At 46.3% G+C, this 17,185-nt stretch carries 14 protein-coding genes; 9 read left to right on the top strand and 5 right to left on the bottom strand.

Annotated elements, in window-relative coordinates; genetic code table 11:
- Positions 1-15: 15 nt before the first annotated feature.
- From Q4Q49_RS19475 to Q4Q49_RS19465, 3 genes are all read right to left on the bottom strand, one after another.
- Entirely contained in the window at positions 16-1,623 is a 1,608-nt protein-coding gene (locus Q4Q49_RS19475; RefSeq protein ID WP_006085530.1) for a carboxyl transferase domain-containing protein, read from the bottom strand.
- Between the two features lie 116 nt (positions 1,624-1,739).
- Positions 1,740-2,909, bottom strand: a complete 1,170-nt coding sequence (locus tag Q4Q49_RS19470) for an isovaleryl-CoA dehydrogenase (protein WP_012089637.1) — start codon at positions 2,907-2,909, stop codon at positions 1,740-1,742.
- Positions 2,910-3,048: 139 nt separating this feature from the next.
- Positions 3,049-3,456 (bottom strand): MerR family DNA-binding transcriptional regulator, encoded by a 408-nt coding sequence (locus Q4Q49_RS19465; RefSeq protein ID WP_006085528.1) that lies wholly within the window; start codon positions 3,454-3,456, stop codon positions 3,049-3,051.
- A 291-nt stretch (positions 3,457-3,747) separates the two neighbouring features.
- On the opposite strand from Q4Q49_RS19465, the gene Q4Q49_RS19460 reads away from it, so the two are divergent.
- From Q4Q49_RS19460 to Q4Q49_RS19440, 5 genes are all read left to right on the top strand, one after another.
- Positions 3,748-5,706 (top strand): propionyl-CoA synthetase, encoded by a 1,959-nt coding sequence (locus Q4Q49_RS19460; protein ID WP_312000202.1) that lies wholly within the window; start codon positions 3,748-3,750, stop codon positions 5,704-5,706.
- A 330-nt stretch (positions 5,707-6,036) separates the two neighbouring features.
- Positions 6,037-6,351: a quaternary ammonium compound efflux SMR transporter SugE gene (sugE, locus tag Q4Q49_RS19455; protein ID WP_312000201.1), complete on the top strand. Its 315-nt coding sequence runs from the start codon at positions 6,037-6,039 to the stop codon at positions 6,349-6,351.
- Between the two features lie 159 nt (positions 6,352-6,510).
- Complete coding sequence (gene gndA, locus Q4Q49_RS19450; RefSeq protein ID WP_312000200.1) at positions 6,511-8,037, top strand: NADP-dependent phosphogluconate dehydrogenase; 1,527 nt, start codon at positions 6,511-6,513, stop codon at positions 8,035-8,037.
- 791 nt (positions 8,038-8,828) lie between these two features.
- Positions 8,829-10,943, top strand: coding sequence for a S8 family serine peptidase (locus tag Q4Q49_RS19445; RefSeq protein ID WP_312000199.1), 2,115 nt, complete (start codon positions 8,829-8,831; stop codon positions 10,941-10,943).
- Positions 10,944-10,953: 10 nt separating this feature from the next.
- Complete coding sequence (locus tag Q4Q49_RS19440; RefSeq protein ID WP_006085523.1) at positions 10,954-11,418, top strand: hypothetical protein; 465 nt, start codon at positions 10,954-10,956, stop codon at positions 11,416-11,418.
- A gap of 46 nt (positions 11,419-11,464) precedes the next feature.
- Here the strand turns inward: Q4Q49_RS19440 and Q4Q49_RS19435 are convergent, their stop codons facing one another.
- A complete protein-coding gene (locus Q4Q49_RS19435) occupies positions 11,465-12,367 on the bottom strand; it encodes a LysR family transcriptional regulator (protein WP_312000198.1) in 903 nt (300 codons plus the stop codon).
- A gap of 162 nt (positions 12,368-12,529) precedes the next feature.
- On the opposite strand from Q4Q49_RS19435, the gene Q4Q49_RS19430 reads away from it, so the two are divergent.
- Positions 12,530-13,012, top strand: a complete 483-nt coding sequence (locus Q4Q49_RS19430; RefSeq protein WP_041408592.1) for a DoxX family protein — start codon at positions 12,530-12,532, stop codon at positions 13,010-13,012.
- 63 nt (positions 13,013-13,075) lie between these two features.
- On the top strand, positions 13,076-13,888 hold the full coding sequence (locus Q4Q49_RS19425) for a class III extradiol ring-cleavage dioxygenase (protein WP_012587288.1): 813 nt from the start codon (positions 13,076-13,078) through the stop codon (positions 13,886-13,888).
- A 157-nt stretch (positions 13,889-14,045) separates the two neighbouring features.
- On the opposite strand, the gene Q4Q49_RS19420 is transcribed toward Q4Q49_RS19425, so the two are convergent.
- The gene (locus Q4Q49_RS19420; protein WP_220777983.1) at positions 14,046-14,921 is read right to left on the bottom strand and encodes a 1,4-dihydroxy-2-naphthoate polyprenyltransferase; all 876 of its coding nucleotides are present in this window, start codon (positions 14,919-14,921) and stop codon (positions 14,046-14,048) included.
- Positions 14,922-15,287: 366 nt separating this feature from the next.
- Here Q4Q49_RS19420 and Q4Q49_RS19415 point away from each other — a divergent pair, with 366 nt between their 5' ends.
- On the top strand, positions 15,288-16,226 hold the full coding sequence (locus Q4Q49_RS19415) for an SDR family NAD(P)-dependent oxidoreductase (RefSeq protein WP_312000197.1): 939 nt from the start codon (positions 15,288-15,290) through the stop codon (positions 16,224-16,226).
- Positions 16,227-16,317: 91 nt separating this feature from the next.
- Positions 16,318-17,184 carry an acyl-CoA thioesterase II gene (tesB, locus tag Q4Q49_RS19410; protein ID WP_312000196.1) on the top strand — a complete coding sequence of 289 codons (867 nt, stop codon included), beginning with the start codon at positions 16,318-16,320 and terminating at the stop codon, positions 17,182-17,184.
- Position 17,185 lies beyond the last annotated feature (1 nt).

Here is a 17,185-nt window from a genome sequence, read left to right as displayed (position 1 = left end):
TTTTCACATGTGCCTTTACATACGGAACACACCAAAGCGGGTGTCTTCGATAGGGGCGTTTAACGCCGCCGATAGGGCAAGGCCGACTACATCGCGGGTTTGCGCTGGGTCAATAATGCCGTCATCCCATAAACGGGCGCTGGCATGATACGGATGACCTTCTTTGTCGTACTGGGCGACAATCGGCGCTTTAAAGGCTTTTTCAGCTTCAGCCGACCATTCTTCACCTTTGCGGGCTAAACCGTCGCGACGTACTGTCGCGAGTACGCCAGCCGCTTGCTCGCCGCCCATCACAGAAATACGGGCGTTAGGCCACATCCACATCATGGTCGGTTCGAACGCGCGGCCACACATGCCGTAGTTACCCGCGCCGTAGCTGCCGCCGATAATCACAGTGAATTTAGGTACATTGGCGCAAGAAACCGCGGTCACCATTTTAGCGCCATGTTTAGCTATGCCTTCGTGTTCGTACTTTTTACCCACCATAAAGCCGGTGATGTTTTGCAGGAACAGCAGCGGAATTTTGCGCTGGCAGCACAGTTCAATAAAGTGTGCGCCTTTTTGCGCCGACTCTGAGAACAGAATGCCGTTGTTGGCGACGATACCGACAGGGTAACCGTGAATACGGGCAAAACCGCACACTAAGGTTGCGCCGTAGTTGGCTTTAAACTCATCAAAATCAGAATCATCGACGATACGGGCGATCACTTCCTTGACATCAAAGGGCTTTTTCAAGTCGGTGCCGACAATGCCATACAGTTCGCTGATATCGAATTTTGGTGGCTTGACTGGGCTCAGCAGTGATTTGATTTCTTTTTGATGATTCAGGCGTGATACCGCGCGGCGGGCAAGCTCTAGCGCGTGCTCATCGTTTTGTGCTAAATGGTCCGCCACACCGGAAATTTTGGTGTGGACTTCGGCGCCGCCCAGTTCTTCGGCGCTGACTTCTTCGCCAGTGGCCGCTTTCACTAATGGCGGGCCCGCTAAGAAAATTGTGCCTTGATCTTTAACGATAATAGATTCATCCGCCATGGCGGGCACATAAGCACCACCTGCAGTACATAAACCCATCACCACTGCAATTTGGGGGATGCCTTTGGCGGACATTTGCGCTTGGTTGTAAAAGATGCGGCCGAAATGGTCGCGGTCGGGGAAAACTTCATCTTGGCGGGGCAGGTTAGCGCCGCCCGAGTCGACTAAATAAATACAAGGCAAGTGACAACGGCTGGCAATATCTTGGGCGCGAAGGTGTTTTTTGACGGTAATCGGGTAGTAAGTGCCGCCTTTCACTGTGGCGTCGTTGGCGATGATCATGCATTCCACGCCACTCACACGGCCGATACCGGCAATAATGCCCGCTGCGGGCACTTCTTCGTCGTAGACTTCAAACGCGGCAAATTGCGACAGTTCTAAAAAGGGTGAACCTGCATCGAGCAGCTTTTCAACCCGTTGACGTGGGAGTAATTTACCGCGAGATAAATGGCGCTCCAGCGCCACAGGGCCGCCGCCGAGTTCGATTTTATTGAGTTTAGTTTTAAGATCGGCCACTAGGGCGGCCATATCGTCGGATTTTGCTTTAAATTCATCGCTACGGGCGTTGATACGACTGCTTATTTGCGTCACTTTGATTGTCCTTATAAAGCGGAAACTCGGTATCACCTTGCTCGAATGGGTGGCGCAGACTGTAAGTTACAGTGCAGCGCTACCCATTCACTTATGAGAGATTATTTGAACTCGCGTTATTTCGACTCATTGAACAGTTCGCGGCCAATCAGCATGCGGCGAATTTCTGAGGTGCCAGCGCCGATTTCATACAGCTTGGCATCGCGCAGTAAACGGCCTGTGGCGTATTCGTTGACATAGCCGTTACCGCCGAGCAGTTGGATTGCATCCAGTGCCATTTTGGTGGCGAGTTCTGCGCTATACAGAATGGCGCCCGCGGCATCTTTACGGGTGGTTTCACCGCGGTCACAGGATTTTGCCACGGCATACACGTAGGATTTGGCGGCATTCATGCCGGTGTACATGTCGGCTAACTTGCCTTGCACTAGTTGGAATTCACCAATCGATTTACCAAATTGCTCACGCTCGTGGATGTAAGGTACAACGATATCCATACAAGCGTTCATGATCCCCAGCGGGCCGCCAGATAGCACGACGCGCTCGTAATCTAAGCCGCTCATCAGCACTTTTACGCCGTTGTTGAGGCCGCCTAAAATGTTTTCTTCTGGCACTTCCACATCTTCAAACACTAATTCGCAGGTGTTAGAGCCGCGCATGCCGAGTTTGTCGAGTTTTTGCGCTTGGCTAAAACCTTTCGAATCACGCTCAACGATAAAGGCGGTAATACCGTGTGCGCCTTTGGTTAAGTCGGTTTTAGCGTAAATCACATAGGTGTGTGCATCGGGGCCGTTGGTGATCCACATCTTGTTGCCGTTTAAGATGAAACGGTCGCCTTCTTTACGGGCGTGTAACTTCATTGATACTACGTCAGAACCTGCGTTTGGCTCACTCATGGCGAGTGCGCCAATATGTTCACCACTCACCAGTTTTGGCAGATACTTGGCTTTTTGCGCGGCATTACCGTTACGGTTGATTTGATTGACACACAGGTTTGAGTGGGCGCCGTAGCTTAGGCCGATAGAGGCCGATGCGCGGGAGATTTCTTCCATCGCCACGACGTGGGCAAGGTAGCCCATGTTCGCGCCGCCAAACTCTTCGGGTACGGTTACGCCGAGCAGTCCCATTCCTCCTAGCACAGGCCAAAGTTCATTGGGGAAGGCGTTGTCGTGATCCACTTTCGCGGCAATTGGAGCGATTTCATTCGCGGCAAAATCCTGCACCGCATCGCGCAGCATATCGACGTCTTCGCCTAGACCAAAATTCAGACTTGTGTAGAGAGAGTTCATTGCTTGTGTCCTTTCAGATGTTCTAATTTCAGATTGTTATCGTTTTTATGATTTTTAGGTGCTTGAGTCTTTTCAATCTTGTACTTAAATCCGTAGTGTTATCGCCATCAAATTGATTTGATTTTGTGTCAACGGAGATTTAGGCTTTTGCCGTTTTGTTATCTTCTAAGGCTAAGCGGCATTGCTGCTCGGCGGAATTGAGTTCCATCAACACGACTTTGATGTCGTCCATTTGCTGTTGTAGAGCGGATTTCTTTTCTTCCACTAGCGCCAGCATGGTATTGAGCTGTGCGGTGCTGCTCTTGTCGGCATCGTATAATTCGAACAGGCGACGGGTTTCTGCTAAAGAAAAGCCCAAGCGTTTACCGCGAAGAATGAGCTTGAGGCGCACTCTGTCTTTGAGGCTATAAATACGGGTTTGGCCGCGGCGTTTAGGCTTAAGTAAACCTTGGTCTTCGTAAAAACGAATACTTCGAGTAGTGATATCAAACTCTTTTGAGAGATCACTGATCGAGTAAGTCGTTTGTGGTGTGTTCGTTGCGCTCATTCATGCACCCTAAATAATCAGTTTTAAGCAAGATATATGAAGTTTACGTAAAGGTAAAGATTTTGGCTTTTATTCTGTTGGCAAAAAAGTGTCAATCCCAATTGCCATCAGCCTGTGCAGCGAGATTAAAACGAGTGCTTTAAATTAGTGTTCTCGTATAAAACCACAAATCTTTTCTGGTTATAGGCTAACGTCTAATAGTGGGCTTAAGGCCCCCCTGTTAATAATGGTTGTTGGAAGGGGTAGTTATTGCGGCTGACGATTTTAGCCGCAGTCCTGATTGGAGGACATATGTTGACCGAACAGCAAAATGCATCTGTAGCGCAAGCCGCAAATCAAAAACAGAACCAACAAAAACATCAAGCGTTGCACCAAGCATCCTTGCTTAATAAAGCCGAATTCTGGGGAGAAGCGGCGAAGACGCTCGATTGGATTAAGCCGGCGCACACTGTGCTCGATGAATCGCAGGCGCCGTTTTATCACTGGTTCGCCGATGGTGAGATGAACACTTGTTACAACGCCGTCGACCGCCATGTGTTGGCCGGACGCGGTGACCAAGTGGCGATCCAGTACGTGAGCCCTGTAACGGACACTGAATACGGCATTAGCTACGCGGAGCTACAGGCTCAAGTGAGCCGACTCGCGGGCTTTATGCAATCAATTGGTATCGGGAAGGGCGACCGTGTGGTGATTTATATGCCTATGGTGCCGGAAACCGCTTTCGCTATGCTGGCCTGTGCCCGCATAGGTGCGATTCACTCTGTGGTTTTTGGTGGCTTTGCCGCCAATGAACTCGCGACTCGGATTAACGATGCCAAGCCTAAATTGGTACTGTCGGCATCCTGCGGCATTGAGCCTTCGGGCGTGATCCCTTATAAGCCTCTGTTAGATAAAGCATTGGAACATGCTGTTCATCAGGTGGAGCATTGCCTGATTTTAAATCGCAGCCAGTATCAAGCCGATTTGCAGGAGGGCCGTGACTTAGATTGGCAAACCGCGTTAGCGACTGCACCTAAGGCCGATTGTGTTTCTCTTAAGGCCACAGATCCCTTGTATGTGCTTTATACCTCAGGCACCACGGGTCAGCCTAAAGGTGTGGTGCGCGATAATGGCGGCCATGCAGTGGCTCTGGCTTGGTCGATGCAACATATTTACGATATTCAAGCGGGCGATGTGTTTTGGGCCGCGTCTGATGTGGGCTGGGTTGTGGGTCATTCTTACATTGTGTACGGACCGCTGCTGGTGGGCGCTACAACCTTAATGTATGAAGGTAAACCTGTCGGTACGCCCGATCCCGGCGCTTTTTGGCGCACGATTGCCAAATATAAAGTCAAAAGTTTTTTCACCGCGCCGACGGCCATTCGCGCGATCAAGCGTGAAGATCCTGACGGTGAGTATCTACAAGGTGTTGATTTAGCTTGTCTTAAAAACGTGTTTTTGGCGGGGGAACGTTGCGATCCCGACACTTTAGTTTGGGCACACACTAAACTCGCTAAACCTGTTATCGATCACTGGTGGCAAACTGAAACGGGTTGGCCAGTCGCGGCAAATTTGATGGGCACAGCGCCCGTCGCCATTAAGCCGGGTTCACCCGCTTTACCTGTGCCTGGTTATGCGGTTGAAGTGGTGGATGAATTGGGAGAACAAGTTGCGCCCAATACCTCGGGGAATGTGGTGATCAAGCTGCCTTTGCCGCCGGGAACCTTGACGACACTGTGGCAAAATGATCAACGCTATCAAGATAGTTACTTGTCTATGTATCCAGGTTATTACTTAACTGGCGATGCGGGTTATACCGATGAAGACGGTTATCTCTACATTATGAGTCGTATTGATGACATCATAAACGTGGCGGGGCACAGGTTATCGACTGGACGTTTTGAAGAAGTTTTGTGTCAACATCCTGATGTGGCCGAAGCGGCTGTGATTGGTGTGGATGATCAGCTTAAAGGTCAGGTGCCTTTAGGATTAGTGGTGCTGAAAAAGGGCGTGACGATCAGTGATGAAGAGCTGCATAAACAGTTAATTACGCTGGTACGCCAAGAAATTGGTCCTGTCGCCTCCTTTAGGTTAGTGAGTGCGATTCAAAAATTGCCTAAAACGCGCTCAGGGAAGATTCTACGCGGTACTATGCGAAAAATTGCCGATAATCAGCAATATACTGCACCTGCGACCATAGAAGATCCACAGACCTTAGAGCTAGTACGCACCGCACTCACTCGCATGGGTTATGCCGATGCCTTAGTGTAAGAAATAGAGCGTAAAGGCTTTTATATAAAGAGTGTAAAGGTCTTATCGAGAGTAGAAATATCAAGGCGATAGTAAACTGACCAAGCTTGCTATCGCTTTTTTGTTTACGGCACTTTTATTCAGTTAGGATCAGATTACTTAGTTAGGATCAGAGATTGAAGTTTCTACCTTAAATTTGCTAGTCTTGCAGGCTCATCATGAGCAGCTATTACGTACTGCTGTCATGTACAGCTATATCACCTATAGTTTTTACGGTAATCACATGGCTTAGGGACGACCCTAAATACGCCTAATCTAACATGGGGACGACCCCTTTTTTGGGAGTTCACTATGAGTTGGTTCTTATTAGTCCTTGCGGGTTTATTCGAAATTGGTTGGGCCATAGGGCTTAAATATACCGAAGGTTTCACGCGTTTGTGGCCAAGTATCTTTACAGTGGCGTCGATGGCCGTGAGTGTGTTGCTACTCGGACTCGCGGTTAAGCAACTGCCCATCGGTACTGCTTACGGTGTGTGGGTCGGTATTGGCGCCATGGGTACAGCTATTGCTGGAATTATCCTGTTAGGAGAAGGAGTTAGCTTACTGAAAATCGTCAGTTTGATACTGATCTTACTGGGGGTTTTAGGGCTTAAACTCGCCCATTAATTGACGCTTATATTGGATAAATGAGACGTAAACGATTGGTGCTTTCAGCACAATCGAAATTGCCAATCGTATGTCTCTGGTAATTAAGTTACAAAGATCGGTATAATTACCCCTCAAAATTGGTTAGCTCTAACCTCTGTGACCCGTGGGAATTATATAATGCAAAACCACAGCAATCTTAATGATATCGGCGTAATTGGCCTTGGCGTTATGGGTAAAAACCTCGCGCTAAACATCGCGGATAACCAATATCACGTCAGCGCATTTGACCTCGATCCTGTTAAAGTTAATGGTGTTATACAGCAAGAAAAACAGGAACGTGCTGGACTCGAACCTCGCATCCTTGGCTGTGCTAATCTTACCGAAATGTTAGCCAGTCTCACAAAACCCCGCATTCTTGTGCTTTCTGTTCCCGCTGGTGCACCCGTCGATGGTGTCTGTAGCGCCTTGATTTCTGCCGGAATAGAGTCCGATGATATCGTTATCGATACAGGTAATAGCCTATGGACCGACACTGTTGAGCGTGAAGCGCGCTACAAAGGTCAGTTTGTATTTTTCAGCTCTGCGGTTTCGGGCGGTGAAGTCGGTGCGCGTTTTGGACCCTCACTTATGCCTAGCGGCGATATCGATGCATGGCATCACGTCGCACCTATTTGGAAAGCCATTGCCGCTAAGGTTGATGCGAGTACAGGTTTGCCCATAGAGTGCTTTGAGCCGGGTAATCCAGTGACAGAAGGCGAGCCATGCACGACTTACATTGGCCCTGCGGGTTCTGGCCATTATGTAAAAATGGTGCACAACGGTATTGAATACGCTGATATGCAGTTGATTTGCGAAGCCTATCAAATGTTGCATGACGGTTTAGGCATGAGTGCTGCAGAAGTCGGTGATGTGTTTGAACGCTGGAATCAAGGCAGCTTAAACAGCTATTTGATGGGGATCAGTGCCGAAGTATTAAAACAGGCCGATCCATTAACGGGTAAACCGCTGGTGGAAATGATCTTAGATAAAGCGGGCCAAAAAGGCACAGGTTTGTGGACGGCCGTGAGCAGTTTACAAATTGGTTGTCCGGCGCCGACAATTGCAGAAGCTGTGTATGCGCGCGCTGTAAGTACCCAAAAATCCTTACGTTTACAACTTAGCCAGAAATTGGCTGGGCCAAATGCACCTGCTATCGATGATGCGCAAAAAGCGCAGTTGATTGAAGCTCTAGAAAGCGCGTTATATTGCGCGAAAGTGTGTTGTTACGCCCAAGGCTTCCAGTTGATGGCGATGACGGCCCATGAGCAAAAATGGCAGTTAGACTTTGCTGAAATTGCAAAAATTTGGCGTGCGGGTTGTATTATTCGCGCGACGTTCTTGCAATCAATCACTCAAGCCTACGAAGATAATGCCGATCTTAGCAATCTGTTGATGGCCGACAGTTTTGCGTCAGCCTTATCTGAAAAGCAAGGCCTATGGCGCACTGCGGTAGCGACAGCGGTAATGCAAGGCATTCCAGCGCCGTGTATTAGCTCAGCACTGGCATATTACGACAGTTACCGCTGCGAAACATTACCAGCGAATTTGCTCCAAGGTCAGCGTGACTTTTTCGGCTCTCATACCTTTGAGCGTATCGATACGCCAGCTGGCGAGAAATATCACTTAGATTGGAGTGCCAAAGAGCGCACCTTAGCTAAGGTCTAATTATCGCGAAAACGTTTATGTAACATTATCAAGATGGCCCTCAATATAGAGGGCTTTTTTATGCCTGTTCTACATTGATTGGAACTGACAGTTAACTCATTAACGCCAAAGATAACAGCTTAGTATTTTACCGTAGTGGTCTATTATTTTTTCGCGATTAATCTTATGCCTAGGGTTATATACTTAATTAAATTAAGAGTCAGTAAGAACATGTCTGTCGTCATTAATTTTCTGTATATTCGGCTTGCAGATAATCATATGCAATATTGAGTTTCAATCCACCTTAAGAATTGTTTTATACATAATATTGTTGCTAAATATTTTAGGCGCAGCATGCTTTCTATACAAGGCTTAGCATATTTATTTAACCACTAATGAGTATGTTATGTTGTTAATGCTGTTGAATTTTTCAAATTGTAACAATTTATTTTTAAATTTCAAATACACTAAAAAAGTGATTCTATTAATTCCAGCACTCAATTTTACTGGGTAAGCATATGATTTTAAATAATATTAATTTTATAACTAAGGTGTGCAACTCCGTTTCTTAAGTTTATTGCTACTGTAAATACAACTAGGGAATTTACATTCAATCTACAGCTATGTTTATTTTTGTTTTCATTTCCATTTCTAATCTGTTAAAAGATGTATCACCATAAAATGCTAATATTGGTTTTTTGGTGGTTAAATAATAACTAAAATAACAGTATTTAATGCGGATAAAAGGCGAGTGAATTCTAGCTATCCAATATTAAATTATAAGATGTAATGACAAGAAGGAATGTCTATCTATGCGTATGTCCATTGTTGCATTAAGCATCACGGCCGCCTTATTGGCAGGTTGTGGAAGTGACAAAAAGGCTCCAGAGCCAGTCGCTAAGATCAACACAGCACCAACAACTGCTGATATGACCATTGATGTGTCGCAGTCTCTATTATTTACTGGCAAATTAGATGCGACTGATGCCGAAGGCGGTTTGACTTACTCTTTAGTTGATCCAACTGATTTAAAACTAGGTACTTTGACTTTAGTTAATAAAAGTACCGGTGAATTTACTTATGCTTCCAATGCCAGTGAAGGCACTGATGTTGTCAGATTTAAAGTATCTGACGGTCAGTATCAAGCTGAGGGTACATTAACAATTCATATCAAAAATGGCGATCCTTTATATGCTTATCAATGGCATTTGAAAAACACAGGCCAGAATTCTTTTGCATTGAATCGCGGTATTGCTGGCGAAGACATGAATGTCAGTGACGCAATTTCAAAGCAAGTTATGGGTCAAGGCATCACAGTTGCCGTTGTGGATGATGGCTTGGAAATTTCTCATCCCGATTTAGTGAACAATACTGTTAAGGGAGGATCTTACAATTTGATCACGGGTTCAGTTGACCCAACTCCTTTTTCTGGTGAATCAGGTCACGGTACTGCAGTTGGCGGGATTATCGCAGCAGAAGGTTGGAACGGTATTGGTGGTCGTGGTGTCGCCCCAAAGGCACAACTAATTGGTTTTAACTTCTTAGATTCCGATCCGACAGGTAAAGTGACAAATGTTCAAACATTTGAAAACTTTACAAAATCACATGGTGCTAGTGCCTACAGCGATAGTGCCCGTGTTTTTAACCAAAGCTATGGTTACAGTGTTCCTTTCCCACACGGTTTTGAAGAGGATGAATCTGAAGTATACCGCGATGTGACCACTCAGAGTTTTGATGGAAAAGGGAGTATTTTCGTTAAATCTGCAGGTAATGGTTATGACTATTACCGTTTCAGTACCTTTTGGCTTCCTGGTGATTATTTTTCTGCTACAGCCGAAAACCCTGCTAACCATGGATTACCTTTCCATAATTCAAACATGTCCAGTGATAATGCAAACGTCTACAACTTAGTCGTTAGTGCAATTAATGCTAAAGGCGTGTTATCGAGCTATTCATCTGTAGGGTCTAATATTTTTGTCACTGCTCCAGGTGGAGAATATGGTGAAGTTAATCCAGCGATTGTAACAACAGACCGTGTAGGTTGTGAAAATGGATCTGCGATTGCAGAAGATCGCCCAAGCACACCGTTCCACGGTGGGTTACATCCTTTAAACTCAAATTGTGATTACACTTCGACAATGAACGGTACATCTTCAGCTGCACCAAATACTTCAGGTGCAGTCGCCGTGATCATGAGTGCAAACCCAGATTTGACGTGGCGTGATGTACGCAATGTTCTTGCTAAAACTTCAACCAAAGTGAATGCTGATATTGCGGCTAAAACCGTTACTATTGGCGAGGGCGATGCAGCTCAAGAATATGTTGCTATTCCGGAATGGCAAGAAAACGCCGCTGGTTATTCATTCCATAATTTTTATGGTTTCGGCCGAGTTAACGTAAGCGAAGCGGTAAAATTGGCTAAATCCTATGCTGAGGATTTAGGTGAATATGTGGTAACTGAATGGCAAGCGAGCCAAGAATTGGCAAAAGCTATTCCTGACGCGGACGTCAATGGTGTTAGTGATACTCAGATGGTAGCGGATGATTTAATCATTGAAGCTGTACAAATCGAGTTAACGGCAGATCACTTACGTCTACCGGATCTTGCTGTTGAGCTAATATCTCCAGCAGGAACGAAAAGTGTATTAATGACACCTTATAATGGTTTGGTATATCAAGGTGTTATGGATAAAACAGATCCTGAAGATTTCATTACAGGCTTTGATGCAACGCCTATGCTGTCTAATGCTTTCTATGGTGAATCAGCTAAGGGAGAATGGACTATCAAGCTTATTGATGTGAATAGTGGTAGCTATAAATTTATCAAATATGATCAAGGTTATATCTCTATTCCTAATGAAGCTGATGGAAAACTAAAAGGTTGGTCAATTCGTTTCCATGGCCATGCTGCCAAGTCTGCATCTTAAGGAGTATTAAATGAAAGCGTTGAATTTATCATTAGTTGCAGTTGCTCTTACGTTATCTGCACAAGTTATGGCACATGACAAAGTTGATTTGGTTGAACCTCAAGGTGAAACACAAGGCGTCACAGTCAGTCGTGCTGAATTTTTGGGTACTGACAACCAATATTTTGTCAAAACTGATGCTGGCGTGAAGCAAGCGAAACAGTTAACAAAAGGACAGAAAGTAGTGACTCAGTCTGGTAAGCCATTTGCAGAAATGACAGGTAAATTGGTTGTTAAGCTTAAACCTGGCGTTTCAGCTGAGGATTTTGCAAAAGTTCATGGCCTGAAAGTGGATTGGCAAAACAAGAGTAATTTACTCTTGTTAGCCGCTGAAGATGGCACTGATCTCATCAACCTAGTGAACGCGATTAAAGCGTCCCCTGAAGTTGAACGAGCTAAGTTAGACCGCGCCATTGCCAAGCAAGAAGTACAGTAATTTTTGTTTGATTTAAAAGGGCCTATTGGCCCTTTTTACTTTGGCGTTATGTTTTAAATTCATCTACAGAAAAAGCGATCAGCTTTTGCCAGAGTGCTTGGGCGACAGGGCCCAAAGGCGAGTGGGGTTTTCGCATCACATAGTAATCGAGTTGAATGTTGTTTTGTCTTTCGCGTAGATCCAGTGCAATCAATACGCCCTGTTTGAGTGAGTCTTCTATCATATAGTGCGGCAGTTTGCCCCAGCCCATGCCACTTTGAATAAGCATTTTCTTGGTATAAAAATCATTAACATACCAACGTCGTTGCCCCGCTTGTACCCCAAACTCAATATTTGCAGTGCCCGAGCCCGTATCTTGGATCACGATTTGGTATTCGTTAACGAGTTCTCGTGCGTAGGTCAGTGTCGGGTGACGCTCAAGCATGCGCGGTGCGGCAACATCGAGCAGGCTACCGGAAAAAAGATAGGCTAATTCTAAATGGCTCGAACGTATGGGTTCAATTCCGCCCGCAGAGATGATGATGTCAGCTTTATCTTGATTTAGCGCTTCGAGTGCACCGGTTAAAAACTCTTGTTTGAGAATAATTTGGGTATAGGGAAACTCATTTTGAGTCAGCTCTAAAATCGGTAGAATTCGAGCGAGATTGAAAGATGCTTCAAAAGCTAAGGTGATACTCGCTTCGTTGCCTTTGGCTAAATGTTTCGCCACTTGCTTCATTTCTTGCGCTTCATTCAGCACCCGCTGGGTATGTTGCAGCAGTTTTCGGCCTTGCTCTGTGATGGCGAGTCGATAACCTTCACGGTTAAATAAGATGAGATCGAGTTGAGATTCTAACTGTTTGATACTTTGACTAATGGCGGGTTGGGTTTTATGTAGCTTGTCACTGGCGGCTTTGAGTGAGCCCGCCTCAGCCACGGTTTTAAACATCAGCAGTTGGTCTAAGGTCACTGGGATTGCTCGCAAGTTATAAATTATTAGTTTATGAGATATTAGATTTTATTCCATATTTATTTATCTTTTATCGGCTCATAATCGACTCCATTCTCGCTTGTCGTCTGCGCATTTATGCCCAAGACTGACGGCAATATTAAGATCAATGGGGTGTGTGCGATGCGATTTTTAAACTTATGTGGTGCTAAGGGCTCAAGTATCAATGGCTTAGTTGCTGAGGCCGATACGCAGAAGCTATTCCTTTGTGCCAATACACTCAATCGCGCCGCCGCAACCGTCACACTGGCGATGAGCATAGTGTTTTTTATCTCAGGATTTGCCAAGTTATTTGGCGTGCCTATGTTCCATGTTCCGTTTACTTTGATGAATCTTCCCACCGGATTTGGCTATTTTATTGGTTTGATGGAAGTGATTGGCGCCCTTGGATTGTGTCTACGTGACTACCGAGTGCTATCGGCGAGCGGTTTGCTGGCGATTATGATGGGGGCGATTTATTTCCACTTTAATTATGAAGCGCCGATTAATGCACTGCTGGCATTGAGCTTATCGGCAGGACTCTTTCTGATTATTAAACTCGATGAAATTGTTGCGCGTTTAGTGCGATTTCAGCGGCAGTTGGTGCTGAGTCGCTCCGCATTTTAAGCGATAAAATTGAGTCTGAAGTCAATCGTACAGTTATAAGTTTACCAACATGAGAAAGCCTTGATGCAAGTTAACGCGAGTCGAATGCCTGTGCTATTTGTGCCCCACGGTGGTGGTCCACTGCCTTTGTTGAATGATGCCAATCATAAAGAGTTGCGTATTTTTTTAACCTCAGTGACCGCGCCCATTGAAACCCCTAAGGCGATTGTGCTGATCACCGCCCATTGGGAAGAATCTGTGGTGACCTTGTCGAATAGCCCTAAGCCCGGAATTTTATACGATTATTATGGCTTTCCGCCTGAAGCGTACCAGTTAACGTATCCTGCACTGGGTGAGCCAGAATTAGCTGCACAGATTGCGAATATGCTCGTGGATAAGGGGATCGCCGCTCGCTTAGATAGCGAACGCGCATTTGACCACGGCACCTTTGTACCACTTAAGTTGATGTATCCCGAGGCGAATATTCCCGTAGTACAAATGTCGTTAGTCCACAGTCTCGATCCTGAAACCCATATAGCGATTGGGGAGGCTTTAGCGCCGCTACGGGATCAAGGGGTATTGATTGTGGGCTCTGGCATGTCGTTTCACAATATGCGGGCGTTTTTCTCAAGCGATCCCACGGTCCAAAGTCGCAGCGCAGAGTTTGACTATTGGCTGACGCAAACATTAACCGCAAGCGTGAACACTGCCGAGGCCAAAACAGCATTGACTCACTGGCAAGCGGCTCCTGAGGCGCGGTTTAGTCATCCGCGGGAAGAACATTTATTGCCACTACATGTGTGTTTCGGCGCTGGTCACAGTGATTCATCCCAAGCGCTACGTAACTTTAACGGCATTTTATTAAATACACTGATCTCAGGCTATATCTGGCAATAGTCTGATGTTGGATTACTGTCGTCGAACATGGCAGTAAACCTAAGGCTAAGCATATTCAGCCAATAAAAAAGGTTCGTATCTGTTGAGGATACGAACCTTTTTTGTATTCAGTATTAAGCTTTTAGCGGCTTATAGCATTAGCCTAGCGGCTTTACTCTTATGCGGTAAACACTAAACCCACGCTAAACAAGGTACTGAAAATCATGGTTAACTTAGCCGTGCGGCCGAGTAACGGATTTAACGCTTCACCAGACACCGCATAGAAATCACTGCTGAGTTTACGGGCGATAAGCAGTGACAAACCCGCGAGTAATACTGGTAACCCAGGTAAAATACCCATTAGAAAGCCTGCAATCACTAAGCCGAAGGGCAGGTAAATCAGTGCTTGATATAACACTTTTGATTGCGCTTCACCGATACGTACTGCCAATGTGTGTTTGCCCGCTTGGGTGTCGGTGCGAATATCGCGGGTGTTATTGACCAGCATGATAGCCGCATTGAACAGCCCAATGGCGCAGCCTAATAACCAAGCATTGATTGTTGTATCGCCCGCCTGCAGATAATAACTCCCCACGACGGCGACTAATCCGAAAAAGATAAAGGCCGCGACTTCGCCCAGCCCATGGGAAGCGAGGGGATAGGGGCCACCACTGTAACCGAGTGCACCTAAAATGGCTGCCGCGGCGAGAATCGCGATAGGCCAGCCTCCGTGCCAAATTAAATAGGAACCCACAGCAAGCGCCATTAATAGGCAAAATATCATGGCATTGCGGACGCTCGTTGGTGGAATTAAACCACTTTGCGTCACGCGAACGGGTCCTAAGCGTTCGGCCGTGTCTATGCCGTTTTTAAAGTCAAAATAGTCGTTAGCGAGATTGACGGCAATTTGTAATAACACAGCGCACAGCATAGAAGTGGCAGCGATTAACCAGCTGTAACTCTCAAGATGCAGGGCGAGAATATTGCCTATCAATAGGGGACCTATGGCCGCGGGTAGCGTACGGGGTCTTATAGCTAAAATCCAAGGATTCATGGCGTCCAGTTGTTATTGGTAAATGGAAATGGTATCGAGCAAGGGCTCAATTAGCGCATAGCATAACAAGATTTAACTCGAAAGTGAGCACTATCTAATAAACGCATTTAACAGAGTTTGAATTGGCGCACATATGTTCACTGATGTAGACGGATATTTGTCGTCAAGCTCAAAGAAAATCAAAAAAGTCTGTGTTTCTATAGCTGATGTTGTTGGAGACGCTGCGCCGCCCAAGACATAGGCGTAACGCTAAATCCTATGTTCAACTGGAGATACCACAGGTGCGAGTCGCCTTATGCGAGTTGTTTTTGTGCATTCATTGGCTGCGTTTTGCCGCTACTGTTATGCCGATAAGGATATATTTGGATGCGTTTCGATGAGAAGGTGGCGTTAGTCACTGGGGCAGGAGCAGGGCTAGGTCGAGCCTATGCCATTATGTTAGCTGAGCGGGGCGCGAAAGTGGTGCTCGTTGATCAGCCGTTATCGTCATCCGAGTCTATTTCTACCGACAGCGCTAAAGCAATGCCTGCCAACTTAGCATTGATGCAAACCTACTGCTGCATTATTAAACTCGGCGGTGACTGTCTCTACTTTGTGCTTGATGTTAGCCTGCGGGATGAAGTAAACCGCATGGTCGAAGAAGTGATCTTACGTTGGCATCGCATTGATATCTTGATTAATAACGCGGGGGTCTACGGTGCTTGTCCGTTCGAGCACATTAAGCTTGAGCAGTGGCAACGGCAATTGGATGTCGATCTCAATGGCAGTTTTTATCTGACGCAAGCCGTTTGGCCCTATATGCAACAACAGGATTATGGTCGGATCATGATGACGACGGGGGCTTCGGCCTTGTTTGGTGATTTGCATCAAGTCGGTTTCAGTGCGAGTAAGATGGCGCTGGTGGGCATGGTGAATTGCTTATCGATAGAAGGAGAAATTCATAATATTCACGTCAATAGTTTATGCCCACAGGCCGTCACAGCGATGACAGCCAAACATTTAGCAAGTGCGATTCAGCCGTTATTTTCCTTTGAGTCATTAACCGCCACAACGGCTTTTTTGGTGAGTGAACAGGCGCCCAATGGTCAACACTTGCTCGCAGGTGCGGGCAGCGTCAGCCATGGCATGTTTGTAGAGTTTCAGCCGATGTATTTTAATGAGGGGCTTTTTACGCCTGATAATCTCGCGCAGCAGTGGCCCCAGCTATACCAATCCTTTCCAGTTACTTTGCACTCCAGTGGTGAGGATAAAGTCTTGTCTTGGTCTCAGTTAAGCGCGCTAGAACACCATATTAAAATTGATTGATTTGATTGTGAATAATCGATAGAAGACTGGTCAGCTTAAGGCGAACTGAGTTACCCTTTAGCATTAATGGCTAATTATGCAGTAGGATCCCATGAGTCAGGTATTAGACGATCTTTTATCATTACTTTCCCTTGAGCAAATTGAAATCGGCCTCTTTCGTGGTCAGAGCCAAGATCTGGGATTTGGGCATGTGTTTGGTGGTCAAGTGATGGGGCAAGCGCTCAGCGCCGCTAAACAAACCGTCCCCGTTGAGCGTAAGGTCCACTCATCACACTCCTACTTTTTACGTGCAGGTGACGAGAAGTTACCGATTGTGTATGAAGTCGAAAATATGCGGGATGGCGGCAGTTTTAGTGCCCGCCGCGTGAGTGCAATTCAAAAAGGTCGACCGATTTTCCACATGACCTGTTCCTTCCAAGAACCGGAAGAAGGATTTAGTCATCAAGCGATGATGCCGCAAGTACCTGGACCTGAAGGTTTATTGAATCAGCAGGAATTAGCGCTAACGATGCGGGATAAAGTGCCGCCGAGCATACTCGAAAAGTTTATGGCCGATGCGCCCATTGAGATGCGACTGGTTAATCCATTACATCCCTTTGCGCCCAAAGAAACTGAGCCCTACCGTCATGTGTGGATGAGGGCCAATGGTCCCATGCCAAATGACGCCCATATTCATGAATATTTACTCGCCTATGCCTCGGACTTTAACTTTCTGGTGACAGCGGCTCAGCCCCATGGTGTGTCGTTTTTAAGTCCTGGAGTGCGCATGGCGACGATAGATCATGCGATGTGGTTCCATCGTCCGATTAATATGGGAGAGTGGTTGCTTTACAGTATTGATAGCCCCAATGCCAGCGGTGGCAGAGGTTATGTCAGAGGGCAGTTTTTCAATCAACAAGGCGAGTTAGTGGCTTCTTCTACCCAAGAAGGTCTGATCCGCATGGTAAAAGGACGTTAGT

Origin of the sequence: Shewanella sp. SP1S1-7, assembly GCF_031932105.1 — a bacterium.
GTDB classification, from domain to species: domain Bacteria; phylum Pseudomonadota; class Gammaproteobacteria; order Enterobacterales; family Shewanellaceae; genus Shewanella; species Shewanella baltica.
The sequence above is the reverse complement of the archived record's forward strand: the minus strand, read 5'-3'. Positions and strand labels throughout refer to the sequence as shown.

What these genes read in the sequence shown, in the direction of transcription:
- Q4Q49_RS19445 (WP_312000199.1), top strand. Translation starts at nt 8,829, where the DNA reads ATGCGTATGTCCATTGTTGCATTAAGCATCACGGCCGCCTTATTGGCA.
- Q4Q49_RS19460 (WP_312000202.1), top strand. Translation starts at nt 3,748, where the DNA reads ATGTTGACCGAACAGCAAAATGCATCTGTAGCGCAAGCCGCAAATCAA.
- Q4Q49_RS19415 (WP_312000197.1), top strand. Translation starts at nt 15,288, where the DNA reads ATGCGTTTCGATGAGAAGGTGGCGTTAGTCACTGGGGCAGGAGCAGGG.
- Q4Q49_RS19440 (WP_006085523.1), top strand. Translation starts at nt 10,954, where the DNA reads ATGAAAGCGTTGAATTTATCATTAGTTGCAGTTGCTCTTACGTTATCT.
- Q4Q49_RS19465 (WP_006085528.1), bottom strand. Translation starts at nt 3,456, where the DNA reads ATGAGCGCAACGAACACACCACAAACGACTTACTCGATCAGTGATCTC.
- Q4Q49_RS19470 (WP_012089637.1), bottom strand. Translation starts at nt 2,909, where the DNA reads ATGAACTCTCTCTACACAAGTCTGAATTTTGGTCTAGGCGAAGACGTC.
- tesB (WP_312000196.1), top strand. Translation starts at nt 16,318, where the DNA reads ATGAGTCAGGTATTAGACGATCTTTTATCATTACTTTCCCTTGAGCAA.
- sugE (WP_312000201.1), top strand. Translation starts at nt 6,037, where the DNA reads ATGAGTTGGTTCTTATTAGTCCTTGCGGGTTTATTCGAAATTGGTTGG.
- Q4Q49_RS19420 (WP_220777983.1), bottom strand. Translation starts at nt 14,921, where the DNA reads ATGAATCCTTGGATTTTAGCTATAAGACCCCGTACGCTACCCGCGGCC.
- gndA (WP_312000200.1), top strand. Translation starts at nt 6,511, where the DNA reads ATGCAAAACCACAGCAATCTTAATGATATCGGCGTAATTGGCCTTGGC.
- Q4Q49_RS19425 (WP_012587288.1), top strand. Translation starts at nt 13,076, where the DNA reads ATGCAAGTTAACGCGAGTCGAATGCCTGTGCTATTTGTGCCCCACGGT.
- Q4Q49_RS19430 (WP_041408592.1), top strand. Translation starts at nt 12,530, where the DNA reads ATGCGATTTTTAAACTTATGTGGTGCTAAGGGCTCAAGTATCAATGGC.